The following is a 16,617-nucleotide window of genomic DNA, read 5'->3' on the forward strand; positions in this document are numbered from 1 at the left end:
TTACTTAATCATTCCTTAACTTATTTTAAACATAAAAAAAGGCGCATTAGCGCCTTTAATAATTAAAAACAAACGATTATTTTTTAACAAACTTAGTTAAAATAACAATGCGCTGGCCGTCAACTCGCCCTTCAATATGTTCAGGGTTGCTGGTTAGGCCAATATTACGAACAGCTGTTCCACGTTTAGCGGTAAGGCTACTGCCTTTAACGTCTAAGTCTTTAATTAGGGTAACAGTATCGCCTGCTTGAAGTACTACACCGTTGCTATCTACATGCTTTAAATCGTCATCTTCAGCAAGTGATTTTTTAGCCCAGGTTAGCGTGTCTTCTTCAAGGTAAATCATGTCTAGCGCATCTTGTGCCCAGCCATTATCAGGCGCTAAACGCGAAAGCATTCTGTAAGCTACAACTTGTACTGCAGGAGTTTGGCTCCACATGCTATCGTTTAAACAGTGCCAATGTGTAGGCGTTATTTCGCTGTTATTCTCGATTTGATCTTTACATGTTTGACACGTGTAAATACATTTATCTGAGTGGGTTTCAGTTACCGGTGGTACTTCATAAACAGATAAGTTCTCGGTGGCTGCACACAATTCACATTGATTATTACTACGTTCGATTAAGGCTTTTTCAATACTCATGGGGCTCTTTCTGGTTCTGGTCGAGTTAACATTTGCTGCTATTATACTCCAAAACACGAGCTCTGTGCCATTAGTCCCTTAATTTTGTGTGGGTATATGCATAATTTAAATATTTCAATTTTGTCTATACGTAGATCTACTACTATAGTTATCGACTAGGTTTGGTTAATGTATTTAAAGAGGTTGTATCATTGAAACCATCGAGTAAAGTTCACGAAGACAAGTTACTAAAGCATCATGTTGCCAGACAGCCTATTCTTAATATTAAAAAAGAGCTTTTTGCATATGAATTGCTTTACAGAGATTCTGAAGAAAATGTATATCCTATAAATATTTCAGATGAGCAGGCAACTAGTCGACTTTTTTTCAATACCTTAATGCTTGTGGATTTTGAGAAGCTAACTGCTAAGCAGCGCGCTTTTATTAATTTATCTACGGATGCTTTGCTAAATGACTTTCCTAAGTTACTCAACCCGGCCGATACGGTGATAGAAATAGTTGAAAGGGCAAGTAATATTAGTTTGATTGCCCAAAGAGTGAAAGACTTAAAAAAGGATGGCTATGTATTTGCTTTAGATGATTATGATGGCGACGTTAAATGGCTTCCTTTACTAAAGCTTGTTACTTATGTAAAACTTGAAATTGATGCTCCTATCGAAAAAACAAATGTACGTATTAAAGAGTTAAAGTGCGAGTTCCCAGACATAAAAATCATTGTTGAACGAATAGAAACTTATGAACAATTTAAGGTGCTTGAAGGTTCAGGATGTGATTACTTCCAAGGATATTTTTTTGCTCGACCAGAAATGGTCGTTTACAGTGGTATTGAACCATCTAAAGTTACTGTATTTGAGCTTTTACGTTGTACTGCGAAAGAGCACCTTTGCTTTGAAGAGGTACATCAGCGCGTAGCTAAGGATGTAGCAATTACTGCTAGAATTTTAAAGCTGGCTAATTTTCGTATTGGTAATGCTAATTTACATATTACTTCTATCCCTCAAGCTGTGGTTTATTTAGGTGAGGATACAATTAGGCAATTTGTTCGAGTATTAGCGCTCAGTGAGCTTGGGCTCGAGAAACCGTCGGAATTAACAAAGTTAGCTTTGATGCGCGCGCAATCAATGTTGCTAATATTAAAGAAAGTAGATAAGAATTTAAGTCAGCAAGGTTACTTAGTCGGACTATTTTCAGTACTAGACGCTATTTTAGATGCCGAGTTAAGTATAATAATTAAAGAGTTTACCTTCGATTCAATTATTACAGACGCTCTTCTTTTTTCAAAAGGCAGCTTAGGTGAGTGCCTAAAGTTAGTTAGGCTTATTGAGAAAAAAGAATATAGCCAATTAAAGCCCATAGTATTAAAAATGAACTCTGATTTAACAGTAGAAGATGTTTATAGTTTCACTTTAGATGCAATGCTTTATAGTGATGAAGTTTTAGAGGCTATTGCAGAATAAATATGCGTAATTGGTTGTCGGTTATAAGTGTAGTGGTTGCTCTTTGTTTATTGTTTCCTGGTATTACAAAACCAGTATTAACAATAGAGGGCAACATAGATAAATCAAAACTAGCGCAAGCGGGTATTGAAATGCTGGCTGAAGAGGGCGATGGTCGAACTCGCAGTATGCTAATGATGTTCTCGAACATGCTAGGGCTTGATAAGTTAGAAGGCGAGATTAGCGCCTATAACAAAACACAAAGTATTTTAGGCACAGTTAAAGAGCTTGCTAGCAATAATAATTTATTTGTAGCCGCTTTAGTGGGTTTGTTTTCTATTGTTATTCCAAGCTTGAAGCTGCTATTACAATTGCTTTATTGTTGCCTACCTTTGAATGGGTTTAAGCAAAAGCTCGGTCTGGTTATTTGTGCATTAAGTAAGTGGAGCATGGTTGATGTATTTGTTATTGCATTAATAGTGACTTACTTAGCAGGTAACGCCCATGGTAAAAGTGGTGAGCTACTTGTTATGAATGCACGATTTGGTGAAGGGTTTTGGTATTTTAGCGCATATTGTATATTTGCAATTATCGCGAGTAACTTAATTAAAACACCTGCTAAACCGCAGTCTACATAATTAAAGTATTTGTGGTTGCCGTTAGGTTACCTTACAATCATTTTAAAGTTTATTAAAAGGCATAATGTTGCAACGTTTTTACTCTAGTTTACTCATGATAACTTTACTGCTCACTTTTGTGGGTCAGGCAGTTGCGTCTGTAGCTATGGTATGCGAAATGCCACATATGCCAACTAAAACAGCAACGCATGCCCAAATGCCAATGATACAAAGTAGTGATGCAACAGCTGTCGTTAGCATGTCTGAAAATATGATGCAGATGGATTGTTGCGACGACGAAAGTACGCCACAAAATGACTGTAAATGCCCTATGAGTGGCTGCGCTGCTAACTCAATGCTTAATGTTGATACTTTATTTAGCGTTACTTTACTTGAATCTGAAAAAGTAAATGTACGTGTATTTACTACACAAATTAATATACCTCGTTCACTCTACCGCCCTCCTATGTCTGCTTAATAGCAGGATAGGTGTATGTAAAAATTGCGGTAACCCCGCTTATTGGTAACTCCTAAAACACCTTTTTTGCTTCCTAATTTAAGATTTTCTTTTATTTTTTAGATGGAGCCGGTGATGAACCACGCTGTAAGTATTAAAGTCGTATTATGTAGTGTTGTGTTATTTAGCACCGCTGTTAATGCGCAAAATAACCTAAATACCGAAATACTAAAGCAAACTAGTAATGAGCAAACGCTTAGCTTAACGCAAGCGCTTAATTATGCGCTAACGTATGAGCCATGGCTAAAAGCGAGTGGCTACCAAGAAGATGCAGCAATAGCGCAAAGCATTGCCGCTGGCACCTTACCCGATCCTGTTTTAACGGTTGGCTTACTCAACTTACCTACTAACGGTTATGCGTTTGATCAAGAAGGGATGACGCAGCTTAAAGTTGATTTGAGCCAAAAGTTTAGCCGAGGGAATAGTTTAGCGCTTAGACAAAAAGCATTAGCACAGTCTGCTCAACAATACCCTTGGCAGCGCGCCGATCGCTTAGCACAAGTAAAAGCAATTGTGATTGAGTCGTGGTTAAACGCGTATCGTGCTCAGCGAAGTATTGCTTTAATTGAGCAAGATAAAGGGCTATTTACTCAACTTATTGACATTACCGAAGCAAGCTACGCAAGCACCTTAGGTAAAACACGTCAGCAAGATATTATTCGTGCGCAATTAGAACTCACCCGTCTTGAAGATAAGCTGGTTATGCTTGAGCAGCAATTTGAAAGTGCTAAAAACCGTTTAGCACAGTGGTTACCTATAAATATGCTTATGCAGCCTTTAAATACTGAGTTTACTAAAACCGCAGGGCTGGTTGATTTTGCGAGCCTTGAATTTAATGAGCTAATACAGTTGCTTATGGCGCATCCCGCAATTATTGCGATAGATAAAACCGTAACGGCAAAGCAAACCGAAGTTGCACTCGCTAAGCAAAGCTACAAACCTCAGATGGGCGTTAATGTGGGTTATGGTTACCGAGATGATACCCCGATGGGTGAGTCGCGAGCTGATTTACTCTCTGTAGGATTTAGCATTGATTTGCCATTGTTTACTGATAACAGACAAGATCAACAAGTTAAATCGGCTATTGCGAGTGCAGAAGCTATTAAAACACAAAAGCTGGTGGCGCTTCAAAAACTCAAAGGCATGTACTTTAAGGAGTTTAGCCAACTCGCTCGTTTGCAAAAACGCGATGCGCTTTATCAAAATACGTTATTACCGCAAATGTCAGAGCAATCTCAGGCAACACTAAATGCTTATACACGCGACGACGGGGATTTTTCTGACGTGATGCGCGCGCGTATTAGTGAACTTAACGCCAAAATTGATGCACTGAATATTCAAGTAGATCAACATATTATTACCGCCCGCCTAAATTATTATGCAAGTAGCTTAGACCCCCAAGTAATGAGCGAGCAAACTGGAGAATTACACAATGAATACTAATTTAAAGTTACTTGTTGCCGCCTTAGTTGGCGCAGGCGCCTTTGGGTTAATAGGCGGCTTAGTAATGCAGTTTTCACCTAGCAACTCGGCAATGAATGAACAACAAAGCGCTGACAAACAGCCCTTATATTGGGTAGCCCCTATGGATAGTAATTACAGGCGTGACGCGCCAGGGCTTTCGCCAATGGGAATGGATTTAGTACCTGTGTATGAAAACGCTAGCAACGCTCAGGATGGACCAGGTGCTGTAACTATTTCGCCTGCAGTCGTTAATAACTTTGGTGTAAGAACTGCCAAAGTAGAGCTTAAAACACTTCACAGCGATATAAATACTGTGGGTTATGTGCAGTATAACCAAGACCAACTTATTCACATTCATCCGCGTGTAGAAGGCTGGATTGAAAGTTTATATGTTAAAGCACAAGGCGCAGAAGTTAAAGCCGGTGAGCCTTTATATACATTGTATTCACCACAATTGGTGAACGCACAGGAAGAGCTTTTATTGGCAGTTAATCGTAATAATACCGTGTTAATTCGCGCTGCAAAGGCGCGTTTAGAGTCGTTAAATGTGTCTGATGGATTTATCGAGCGCTTACAAAAAAATAAAAAGATAATGCAAAATATAACTTTTTACGCAAAGCAAAGTGGTGTGGTAGATGAGCTAACAGTACGAGAAGGCTTTTATGTTAAACCAGGTACATCAATGATGAGCATTGCCCAGCTAGATGAAATATGGGTAGAGGCGGAAGTGTTCGAGCGCCAATCAGAACAAGTGAGCGTTGGTTTACCTGTAACGATGACGCTTGATTACTTAAAAGGTCAAAAGTGGGAAGGTAAGGTTGATTACATTTACCCCGCGCTTGATGCTAAAAACCGGACTCTGCGTGTAAGGCTCAGGTTTGAAAATGCAGATCATCGGTTAAAACCAAATATGTTTGCACAAGTGAGCATTCACGTTAAAGCGAGTAAGGCGCAATTTACAGTCCCTAAAGAAGCGGTAATTCGCACGCAGCATCAAAATCGTGTGGTTATTGCATTAGGTGAGGGTCGTTTTAAATCGGTAGAAGTTGAAGTTGGGCAAATTAATAGTAATGAAGCGGTCATTTTGTCAGGCGTAATGACAGGTGACACGGTAGTGACCTCAGCACAATTTTTAATAGACTCTGAGTCGAGTAAAAGCTCTGACTTTAAACGAATGGAAATACCTAGTTCTGGTATCAGCTCGGATTCTGGTTCAGACTCAAATATGAACATGGATATGCAGCCACAAAGCGCCACGGTTAACGGCACTATTAACGCCATAGACATACAAAATCGCATTATTAATATTAGCCGAGAAGCCATTGAAAAATGGAATCGAGAACCCGCCACAATGGACTTTGTATTAGCGCCAGATATTGATATTAGTCAGTTTGAAAATGCCCAGTATATTAATTTTACTTTTAGCATTATTAACGATGAATTTGTAATTACTAAAGCGCAAAACGCAGAGCCGATTGATCATTCTACTATGCAACATAGTTCTCACTAGGAGCCATTATGATAACAGCCATTATTCGCTGGTCTGTTAGCAATCGCTTTTTTGTGTTGTTGCTTACATTAATTTTATTGGGTGGAGGATTGTTTGCGGTAAAAAATACTCCCGTGGATGCCTTGCCTGACTTATCTGATGTTCAGGTCATTATAAAAACCACTTACCCGGGGCAAGCGCCGCAAGTAGTGCAAGACCAAGTTACATTTCCGCTCACCACAGCAATGCTTTCTGTGCCGGGTGCACAAACTGTAAGGGGTTTTTCGTTTTTTGGAGACTCGTACGTTTACGTTATTTTTGACGAAAAAACCGATTTGTATTGGGCGCGTAGCCGAGTACAAGAATACCTAAGCCAAGTAGCAAGTAGATTACCCGATAGCGCTACGCCAGAGCTTGGCCCTGATGCAACAGGCGTAGGTTGGATTTACTTATACGCACTAATTGATAAAACAAATAAACACGATATTAGTCAGCTACGAAGCTTACAAGATTGGTTTTTAAAGTTTGAGCTACAAACTGTGCCCGGTGTATCTGAAGTGGCTGCTGTTGGTGGCATGGTTAAGCAATACCAAGTCAATGTAGAGCCCGATAAATTACGCGCATATGGTATTCCGCTTAGCCTCATTCAAACCGCTATTCAACAAGGCAACCAAGAGATGGGCGCCTCAGTAGTTGAAATGGCTGAAGCAGAATACATGGTAACAAGCACAGGCTACATTAAGAGTGTTGCCGACTTGGAAGCTATTCCGCTTGGTATAAACGCTAACGGTACTGCGCTGCAATTACGTGATGTAGCCGATATTAGAGTCGGACCGCAAATGCGCCGTGGTATTGCAGAACTGAATGGTGAAGGCGAGGTAACCGGCGGCATTGTTATTATGCGCTATGGCGAAAATGCACAAAAAACCATTGAGCTTGTAAAAGCAAAATTAGAATCGCTTAAAAAGGGATTGCCAGAAGGCGTTGAAATAGTCCCTGTGTACGATCGCTCCAACTTAATAAATAACGCGGTAGATAATTTAACAAGTAAGCTAATTGAAGAGCTTATTGTAGTTGCCTTAGTGTGTGTGGTGTTTTTGTTTCATGTGCGCTCATCGCTGGTGGCGATTATTACGTTACCGCTTGGAATTTTAACGGCATTTATAATTATGTATTGGCAGGGGATTAACGCCAACATTATGTCTTTAGGAGGAATTGCAATAGCGATAGGCGCAATGACCGATGGCGCTATCGTCATGATTGAAAATATGCATAAACATATGGAAAAAACGCCCCTTACCAACGAAAACCGCTGGGAAGTTGTGGCTAAATCGGCGAGTGAAGTGGGTCCTGCATTATTTTTTAGTTTATTAATTATTACCGTCAGTTTTATGCCGGTATTTATTTTAGAAGCGCAAGAAGGGCGTATGTTTGCGCCACTGGCTTACACTAAAACCTATGCTATGGCAGCGTCTGCTGGGCTTGCGATTACCTTAGTGCCGGTATTAATGGGTTACTTTATTAGAGGTAAAGTCATTTCGGAGCAAAAAAATCCAGTTAACCGATTACTCGTCGCAGCGTATCGTCCACTACTTAACTGGGTGCTTAAATTTCCAAAAATGACATTGGTACTCGCGGTGGTTGTTTCTGTTATTGGCTTTTACCCGGTAAACAAAATAGGCAGTGAATTTATTCCGCCACTCGATGAGGGCGATTTAATGTATATGCCCACAACGTATCCAGGTTTATCGGTAGGTAAAGCGCGCGAAATCCTACAGCAAACCGACAAGTTAATTGCCACAGTACCCGAGGTTAAAACGGTATTTGGTAAAGTTGGGCGAGCAGAAACTGCAACAGATCCTGCGCCGCTTACAATGATAGAGACGTTCATTCAGTTAAAACCAAAAGACGAATGGCGCGAGGGTATGACTCTTGAAAAACTTAAAAAAGAACTCGACGGTTTGGTTAAGTTTCCGGGGCTAACTAATGCGTGGGTAATGCCAATTAAAACACGTATTGATATGCTCGCAACCGGTATTAAAACTCCCGTGGGCATTAAAGTTGCGGGACCAAAGTTGAGTGAAATTCAAAAAATTGGTCAGCAAATAGAAGTGCTTTTAAAAGATGTGCAAGGCACCGCATCGGTTTACTCAGAGCGAGTAGCCGGTGGACGTTATATAAAAGTAGATATAAATCGTGAAAAAGCCGCGCGTTATAGCTTAAACATTAGCGACGTACAGCAAGTTGTATCTACTGCAATAGGTGGTACAAACGTAACACAAACGGTAGAAGGGCAAGAGCGTTACCCTGTTAATTTACGTTATCCGCAAGCATACAGAGACTCGCCAGAAGAGTTAATGTTGTTACCTATTGTAACGCCTACAGGGCAGCGTATAGCACTTGGTGATGTAGCCGATGTATTTATTGAAGATGGACCGCCTGGTATAAAAAGCGAAAATGCACGTTTAAACGGTTGGAGTTTTATTGATATAGATGGCGTTGATATTGGTACTTACGTTGATCACGCTCAGCAAGTACTCGATAAAGACCTAATACTACCTGCTGGCTACTCAATTACGTGGGCTGGGCAGTATGAATACATGCAGCGCGCTAAAGACAAACTGATTTATGTATTACCACTTACATTAGCGATTATTATTGTATTGCTTTACCTTAATTTTAGAAGCTTTGCTGAGGTCACTATTATTATGGCTACGTTGCCACTGGCAATGATTGGTGGCGTATGGCTAATGTATTTAGAGGGCTTTAACTTTTCAGTTGCAGTAGGTGTAGGCTTTATTGCCTTAGCTGGGGTAGCGGTAGAAATTGGGGTCATTATGTTGGTGTATTTAAACCAAGCCTATCAAGAAAAGTGCCTCGAAGCAGAGCAAGCCGGAAAACCGCTTAGCTTAGTGCAATTACAGCAAGCTATCATTGAAGGAGCAGGGCTTCGAGTACGCCCGGTTATGATGACTGTCGCGACCATTATTATAGGTTTATTACCTGTACTTTATGGCACGGGCACCGGAAGCGAAGTAATGAGCCGAATAGCAGCGCCTATGGTTGGCGGTATGGGCAGTGCAATTGTACTCACCTTACTTGTTATTCCTGCGGTTTACTTGCTGTGGCGCAAACAAGGACTTAAATAATATAAAACAACAAGACTATAGAGCAATGCCGTTACTACCCACGCATTGCTCTATAAAAATTACCTATAATTTGTAAGTTGTTCTGTTAAAGAGCTAGTTATTATTAATATTTAAATTAACTAACTGTTTTTAAATAGCTTTTTAATTGGCACGCTTTACGCAGTGTATTACCTATACAGTCAACTAAGTAAGGAATGCACATGCAAGTTAAAACAATTAAAGAGGTATACGATTGGACCGTTTTGTTTCATACGCAAATGGCGGCTAATTTTTATAGCGTAAAGGACTTACTCGATGAACATAATGCAATGCTGGTGGACTACTACCTAGATTACGAAAAAAAACTCGCCGAAGATTTAGTCGGGTTTAAAGCGATAACTGAAATAAATACGCTCGATACGTACAGTTATGAATACTTTGCTAAAAATCCTGAGCTAATTACTTTTGAAGACATTAGTAAAGATCAGCAATTCGATGAAGAAGTCATTCAAGGCTATTTAGCACAGCAACATCAAAAAGTGATTGAGTTATATGAATACTTACTTGAACGCGCCGAAACCGAAAGTGGGCAAGAAAAGCTTCAACAAATACTAGAGCTTGAAAAGCAAGGTATAAAGCAAATGATGCAAAGTACTAATCGTCATATGGATATGTAGCTTTATAAAAGAGCGGGATTACTGAGTTTATCTCGCTCTTATTAGCTTTAAGGTGATTATTTAAAATAGCTGATGCTTGCATCGGCTTATTTTATGTCTGTGTTAAATAATCTGCAGAGCATTTTGATGGACTAAAGTGGTATGCGTGTCAGTTGTATGGCACGCATAAATGGAGGTTAAACTTCTTCCGTATCTACAATTAAATCACTTGTAATTGATTCCAATGCTTCAATAACTTCGTCTTTATCCATACCATTTGGCAAAGTAACGGTAGCAACAGCGCTAAAAATAGGCACTCCCCAATTAGGTGCACTTTGTTGTCTTGAATTTAAGTGAGTAATATTAGCGCCTTTATGACGTATTACACTTGCCAGTTCTTGAACAATACCAGGACGGTCGTTACCTGTTATAACTAGATTAATTTGCTCTAGTGTTGATGGTTCAATCTCTGTGTTTCCAGTTTCAATACGTACGTCTAACTTAGGTAACTTATTTAAAGCACTTTGTAATGATTGAAAATGCTCCTCAGCAACTTCAAGTTGAATAATACCTGCAAAATGACCTAATAAATGGCTTAAGTTACTACTAAGCCAGTTGCCATGATTTTGTAATACGACTGATGAGATGCTCTCTACTAAACCAGGGCGATCTTTCCCTAAAATAGTTATAACCAACTGCTTCATAAATAATTCTCTTTTTAAGCCCAAAGAAAGTAAATGCATAGGCATTAAGTATGCTGTCTAATTTAAATTGTGTGTTGTTGCACTTTTTATAAATCTTTGATTATAAATTAAAAAAATGAATATAGTTGTGTTGACTATACGCAGTATTAATAGTCATTATTATTTACTAAGTACTCTTTTAGTATTGACCTCGATAAATACTTTGTCCAATTATTTTATAATTTAGTTCACTTATAAATCACCTATTTGAAGCTAATTTAGACTTTTCCCTCGTTAGTTTTATTTAAAGCTGTTTTAGAGTGCTTATTATTACTGCTGTAACATTACTGTCATCTTGATGAAATATAATTTATGCAACGTTAAGATTTAAGGGTGTTTTGATGACTTCAAATCCGAATAAGCCGACTTTTAATACGGATCGAAGCCGTCTATTTAAAGATCGGTTTGCTAAATTTGGGATAACCGCAGGTGGGATAATGGTATTGGTAGCGCTGCTATTAATATTCTTTTACCTTCTTTATGTAGTACAGCCAATTTTTGAATCAGCAAAAGTAGAAAAGCGCGATAGCTTTCATGTTGCTAATTCACAGCAAATAGTAGGTTTAGGCGTAGAAGAGCAAACTGAAGTAGCTTATTTACTAAGTCAGCAGGGTCAGGTTGATTTTTACAGTGTTGAGTCAGGTAGTTTTGGTAAAAAACTCAAAACACTTAATGCAGATTTACCAAGTGATGCAACAAGCTTTGCAACAAGCGCGCCTTTTCAAGGGCATTATGCGTTTGGTTTAGAAGATGGCACCGTAATGGTTGTTGCACCTAAATTTTTAGTTACCTTTCCAAATAACGAGCGTAAATTAACACCTCGCTTAGGTTTTCCTCTAGGGGAAATGGCTTTAGAAGTAGATGAACAAGGTGCAGCTATTAAACGCTTTGCATTTAGTCACTATGAAGACAAAACAGCGGTTGTAGCTCTTACAGAAGATAAGCGTGTATTATTTAGCAGCTTTATTGCTGAAGAGAATATGTTTACCGGTGAAGTAGAGTGGGTTGTTGAGCGTACAGAACTTGATGTTAATGGACGTGTAGACGAGTTATTAATGTCGCCAGATACAACACGTACTTTTGTACGTTCTGCTAATCAAGTGTATGTATACGATACACGTGACCCAAGTGATGTAGAGCAAATTCAGTTGCTTTCGGCTAACGAAGAAAATGCAAATATTGTATCTGCACAACTGCTAGCGGGCGCAAATTCACTCATGCTTGCTAATGATAACGGTGAGGTTTCGCAGTGGTTTGAAGTAAACACTGACACAGGCCGTGAATATCAAAAAATTCGCTCATTTGAAACAACTAAGCAAAGTAAATTAAATGTATTTACTGAGTTTTACCGTCGTACTTTTTTTACTACCGGCAATAATGGTGAGCTAGGCGTGTACTACACAACCAGCGAAGCAAAACTTTGGCAGGGGAAAGTAAGTGAAGGCGCAATAGAAAACTTTGCAATTGCACCACGTTCAAATGCTGCGTTAATTTTAGCGGATAATAAGCTAACAGTATTAGACATTCATAACGAGCACCCAGAAGTTACTTGGTCAGCACTTTGGCAAGAAGTGTGGTACGAAGGTTACCCAGAGCCAGGTTATATTTGGCAGTCAACATCAGCCAGTGATGACTTTGAATCTAAGTTTTCACTTGTGCCAATTTCGTTCGGTACATTAAAAGCAGCACTTTATGCGATGTTGTTTGCCGTACCAATCGCGCTTTCGGCGGCTATTTACACGGCATACTTTATGTCGAGCAAATTACGTAAAGTGGTTAAGCCTACCGTTGAAATAATGGAAGCATTACCAACCGTTATTTTAGGTTTTTTAGCGGGTCTTTGGTTAGCCCCATTAATAGAAGAGCACTTACCTGCCATTGTTGGGTTACTCATATTATTACCTTTAGGTATGTTAGCGACAGGTTTAGCCTGGACTAAATTACCAACAAAAATACGCCATAGAATTCCTGATGGTTCGCATTCAATCATCCTTATTCCGGTCGTTTTACTTATTGGTTGGTTTTCGTTTGCTATGAGCGAATTTGTTGAACTTTGGATGTTTGACGGCAATGTACGTCAGTACTTAACAAATGAGCTAGGTATGACATTCGATCAACGTAACTCGCTTGTTGTAGGTATTGCGATGGGCTTTGCGGTTATTCCTACTATATTCTCAATTGCAGAAGACGCGGTATTTAGTGTTCCAAAGCATTTATCAAATGGCTCATTAGCATTAGGTGCAACGCAGTGGCAAACACTAATACGTGTTGTATTACTAACAGCAAGCCCAGGTATTTTCTCTGCGGTAATGATGGGACTTGGCCGAGCAGTTGGTGAAACCATGATTGTACTTATGGCAACCGGTAATACACCGATTATGGATTGGAGCATTTTCCAAGGTATGCGTACGCTTGCAGCAAATATTGCAGTTGAAATGCCAGAGTCAGAAGTAGGTAGTTCGCACTATAGAATATTATTCTTAGCGGCCTTTGTATTATTCATATTCACATTCATTTTTAACACAGTCGCTGAGTTTGTTCGCCAGCAACTGCGTGAAAAATACAGCTCAATGTAAGCGGAGAGACACGACATGGTAAAGCAGTGGTTTAAGTCTGGTTCTCCTTGGATTTGGATGACCGGTGGTGCAGTGAGCATCAGTTTGATTTCAGTTTTAGGCTTATTAGCAATGATAGCCTGGAAAGGGTTAAGCTTTTTCTGGCCTTCAGAAGTTGTACAGTTTGAACTTGAAGGGTCGATTGCAAAGCAAACTGTTATTGGCGAAGTTTACGACCGTGAATTAGTACCAAAAACGCGTTTAGCCGCCACAGGTATTGATGTTAGCGGATTTGAAAAAGAAGAAATAGAGCGCTTACTTATTAAAACAGGTAACCGCGAATATGTAGATTTAGATTTTCGTTGGATATTAGAAACCGACATAACAAATAAAACAGCACCAGCGGCGCTTGCAGTATTTGAGCGTAGTAAAAACGGTAACTTTTATGGTTATGTGCAAAACGTTATTAAAGACGGTCAACCGGTTAATGGCGATAAAATAGAAGCGCTACATGAGCTTGTAGAGCGTGCGGTTGATTTAAATGACGAAGCACTTGATTTGCAAAATGGTGACATTGGGCATATTAACTACGCACTTGAACGCTTACGTTTAAAAGAAAAAGGCTACTTACTTGATAACGCTCTCACTGATGAGCGTGTTGCTGAGCTTGCTCAAGCACGTGCTGAATTACGTGCAGAGTATGGTGTACTTGAAAAAGATTTATTTTCACTACGCAAACAAGCTAAACGTGACCACGTAACTGTAAAAGATATGCGCGGTGAAGTTGTTACAATTCCTATGTATCAAGTACTTGATGTTTGGTTTCCAAACGATATGGGCTTTTTTGCAAAGCTAGGCCACTACTTTGTGCAACTAGGTAAGTTTGTATCCGATGATCCACGTGAAGCAAATACAGAAGGCGGTGTTTTCCCTGCTATATTTGGTACTGTATTTATGGTTATGCTGATGGCTGTAATTGTGACGCCGTTTGGCGTTGTTGCTGCAATTTACTTACACGAGTACGCCGCCAAAAATGCAATCACTAAAATGATTCGTATCGCAGTGATTAACTTGGCCGGTGTTCCTTCAATTGTATACGGTGTATTTGGCCTCGGCTTTTTTGTATACATGTTAGGTGGTAGCTTAGACCAATTATTTTATCCAGAATCGTCGCCAACGCCAGTATTTGGTACGCCAGGTGTAATGTGGTCGGCATTAACGCTCGCTATACTAACGCTGCCAGTTGTTATTGTATCGACTGAAGAAGGTTTATCTCGTATTCCAAGTACCGTACGTGATGGTTCACTAGCGCTTGGCGCAACAAAAGTTGAAACGTTATGGCGCATAATTATTCCAATGGCAAGCCCTGCAATTATGACAGGTTTAATACTGGCAGTTGCGCGTGCTGCAGGTGAAGTTGCACCGTTAATGCTAGTAGGCGTTGTAAAAATGGCCCCTACATTACCACTTGATGGCAACTTCCCGTATTTTCACTTAGATAGAAAGTTCATGCATTTAGGCTTTCATATATACGATGTTGGCTTCCAAAGCCCTAATGTTGAAGCGGCACGCCCGCTGGTATACGCAACGGCCTTTTTATTGGTGTCGGTGATTATTACCCTAAACATAACGGCCATTGGTATACGTAACCATTTACGTGAAAAGTACAGATCGCTTGAACACTAATTAGTAAAGATTTTATAGGTAACAAAAATGATTACAGTCGCTCCAAAAGTAAACCAAGCTAATATAGGCCAGAAGTTAGACTTAGAAAATTTAACGGATGACCAAAAAGCGCTAGAGATTAAAGATCTCGATCTTTACTACGGTGATAAGCAAGCGCTTAATAAAGTAAATATGAACATTCCAAAAGGCCAAGTAACTGCGTTTATTGGACCATCGGGCTGTGGTAAATCAACTCTATTACGTTGTATTAACCGCATGAACGATTTGGTTGATATTTGTCGTATTGAAGGTGAAATATTACTTCACGGTCAAAATATTTACGATAAGAGCGTAGATGTAGCAGCACTTCGTCGTAATGTAGGTATGGTGTTTCAGCGTCCTAACCCATTTCCTAAATCAATTTATGAAAATGTGGTTTATGGCCTACGCTTACAAGGCATTAAAGAGAAGCGTAAGTTAGATGAAGTGGTAGAGCAATCACTTCGTGGTGCTGCTTTATGGGATGAAGTAAAAGATAGATTACACGATAGCGCGTTTGGCTTATCGGGTGGTCAGCAACAGCGTTTAGTTATTGCTCGCTCAATTGCAATTGAGCCAGAAGTTCTTTTATTAGATGAACCTACATCAGCACTTGACCCTATTTCTACTTTGGTAATAGAAGAGCTAATAAACGATTTAAAAAACCAATTTACCGTTGTTATTGTTACACATAACATGCAACAAGCAGCACGTGTATCTGATCAAACAGCCTTTATGTATATGGGTGAATTGATTGAGTACTCAGACACAAATACCTTATTTACTACACCAACGAAGAAAAAGACCGAAGATTATATTACCGGTCGTTACGGTTAATTAGCCCGTTGTAGCGTGTTGTGCAAGATTAAGAGAGAAGGTAACTATGGAACATAATATTAATAAACATATTTCTGGGCGTTTTAACCAAGAACTAGAAAATGTACGTAATCATGTATTAAGTATGGGTGGCTTAGTTGAGCAGCAGTTAAATAGTGCGCTTGATGCGGTGAGTCGTAACGATGCAGAGCTTGCTCAAAAGGTACGTCAGAACGATTATAAAGTGAATGCAATGGAAGTAAGCATTGATGAAGAGTGTACGCGTATTATTGCTCGTCGTCAGCCTGCAGCAAGTGACCTGCGTTTAGTGATTGCAATTGCTAAAACAATTGCTGATTTAGAGCGTATTGGCGATGAAGCTGAGCGAATTGCTAAAGTTGCATTAGACTCATTTACCAAAGATCAGCAAGATTTATTAGTAAATATTGAAAATATGGGCCGCCAGGTTTTAAAAATGCTACACGACGTACTAGATGCATTTGCCCGTATGGATGTGCAACGTGCATTTCAAGTACATAAAGAAGATGCAAAGGTTGACCGCGAATATGAAGCCATCACACGTCAAATAATGACTTACATGATGGAAGATCCACGCTCAATACCTAAAATCATGGACTTAGTCTGGTCTGTTCGCTCATTAGAGCGTATTGGTGATCGCTGTCAGAACATTGCTGAATACATTATTTATTTTGTTAATGGCAAAGATATTCGCCATACATCTCAAGAAGATATAGAAAAGTCACTATGATTTTTTATCTATCATTCTTTTTCATTAAAGCGGCTTAGTGCCGCTTTGTGTATTGCAAGCTTGAGTGAAGTAATAAAAAG

At 39.5% G+C, this 16,617-nt stretch carries 13 protein-coding genes; 11 read left to right on the top strand and 2 right to left on the bottom strand.

All coding sequences use genetic code 11. The features are described from left to right. Positions 1-76: 76 nt before the first annotated feature. A complete protein-coding gene (locus tag GQR54_RS01970; RefSeq protein WP_166376387.1) occupies positions 77-643 on the bottom strand; it encodes an alkylphosphonate utilization protein in 567 nt (188 codons plus the stop codon). Between the two features lie 191 nt (positions 644-834). On the opposite strand from GQR54_RS01970, the gene GQR54_RS01975 reads away from it, so the two are divergent. The 7 genes from GQR54_RS01975 to GQR54_RS02005 all read left to right on the top strand — a co-directional run bounded on the left by GQR54_RS01975 (position 835) and on the right by GQR54_RS02005 (position 9,971). Next, a complete protein-coding gene (locus tag GQR54_RS01975) occupies positions 835-2,100 on the top strand; it encodes an HDOD domain-containing protein (protein WP_166376525.1) in 1,266 nt (421 codons plus the stop codon). A 2-nt stretch (positions 2,101-2,102) separates the two neighbouring features. Beyond that, positions 2,103-2,717 (top strand): paraquat-inducible protein A, encoded by a 615-nt coding sequence (locus GQR54_RS01980; protein WP_166376388.1) that lies wholly within the window; start codon positions 2,103-2,105, stop codon positions 2,715-2,717. Between the two features lie 94 nt (positions 2,718-2,811). After that, positions 2,812-3,174: a hypothetical protein gene (locus tag GQR54_RS01985; protein ID WP_308304262.1), complete on the top strand. Its 363-nt coding sequence runs from the start codon at positions 2,812-2,814 to the stop codon at positions 3,172-3,174. Between the two features lie 114 nt (positions 3,175-3,288). Then, the gene (locus GQR54_RS01990; RefSeq protein WP_166376389.1) at positions 3,289-4,656 is read left to right on the top strand and encodes a TolC family protein; all 1,368 of its coding nucleotides are present in this window, start codon (positions 3,289-3,291) and stop codon (positions 4,654-4,656) included. Next, on the top strand, positions 4,646-6,187 hold the full coding sequence (locus GQR54_RS01995) for an efflux RND transporter periplasmic adaptor subunit (protein WP_166376390.1): 1,542 nt from the start codon (positions 4,646-4,648) through the stop codon (positions 6,185-6,187). Before GQR54_RS01990 ends, GQR54_RS01995 begins: the two co-directional genes overlap by 11 nt. Positions 6,188-6,195: 8 nt before the next feature. After that, entirely contained in the window at positions 6,196-9,315 is a 3,120-nt protein-coding gene (locus GQR54_RS02000; protein ID WP_166376391.1) for an efflux RND transporter permease subunit, read from the top strand. Positions 9,316-9,515: 200 nt separating this feature from the next. Next, positions 9,516-9,971: a hypothetical protein gene (locus tag GQR54_RS02005; protein ID WP_166376392.1), complete on the top strand. Its 456-nt coding sequence runs from the start codon at positions 9,516-9,518 to the stop codon at positions 9,969-9,971. A 176-nt stretch (positions 9,972-10,147) separates the two neighbouring features. On the opposite strand, the gene GQR54_RS02010 is transcribed toward GQR54_RS02005, so the two are convergent. Further along, complete coding sequence (locus GQR54_RS02010) at positions 10,148-10,654, bottom strand: ACT domain-containing protein (RefSeq protein ID WP_007586460.1); 507 nt, start codon at positions 10,652-10,654, stop codon at positions 10,148-10,150. Between the two features lie 380 nt (positions 10,655-11,034). Between GQR54_RS02010 and GQR54_RS02015 the strand changes: the two genes are divergently transcribed. From GQR54_RS02015 to phoU, 4 genes are read left to right on the top strand one after another with little or no spacing between them, the layout of a single operon-like run. Further along, positions 11,035-13,269: an ABC transporter permease subunit gene (locus tag GQR54_RS02015; RefSeq protein ID WP_166376393.1), complete on the top strand. Its 2,235-nt coding sequence runs from the start codon at positions 11,035-11,037 to the stop codon at positions 13,267-13,269. A 15-nt stretch (positions 13,270-13,284) separates the two neighbouring features. Beyond that, the gene (gene pstA, locus GQR54_RS02020) at positions 13,285-14,934 is read left to right on the top strand and encodes a phosphate ABC transporter permease PstA (protein ID WP_166376394.1); all 1,650 of its coding nucleotides are present in this window, start codon (positions 13,285-13,287) and stop codon (positions 14,932-14,934) included. Between the two features lie 27 nt (positions 14,935-14,961). Beyond that, the gene (pstB, locus tag GQR54_RS02025) at positions 14,962-15,789 is read left to right on the top strand and encodes a phosphate ABC transporter ATP-binding protein PstB (RefSeq protein WP_007586464.1); all 828 of its coding nucleotides are present in this window, start codon (positions 14,962-14,964) and stop codon (positions 15,787-15,789) included. Between the two features lie 46 nt (positions 15,790-15,835). Beyond that, positions 15,836-16,537, top strand: coding sequence for a phosphate signaling complex protein PhoU (gene phoU, locus GQR54_RS02030; RefSeq protein WP_007586465.1), 702 nt, complete (start codon positions 15,836-15,838; stop codon positions 16,535-16,537). Positions 16,538-16,617: the final 80 nt, after the last annotated feature.

This window comes from Pseudoalteromonas sp. Z9A4, assembly GCF_011378845.1.
Lineage (GTDB): Bacteria > Pseudomonadota > Gammaproteobacteria > Enterobacterales > Alteromonadaceae > Pseudoalteromonas > Pseudoalteromonas arctica.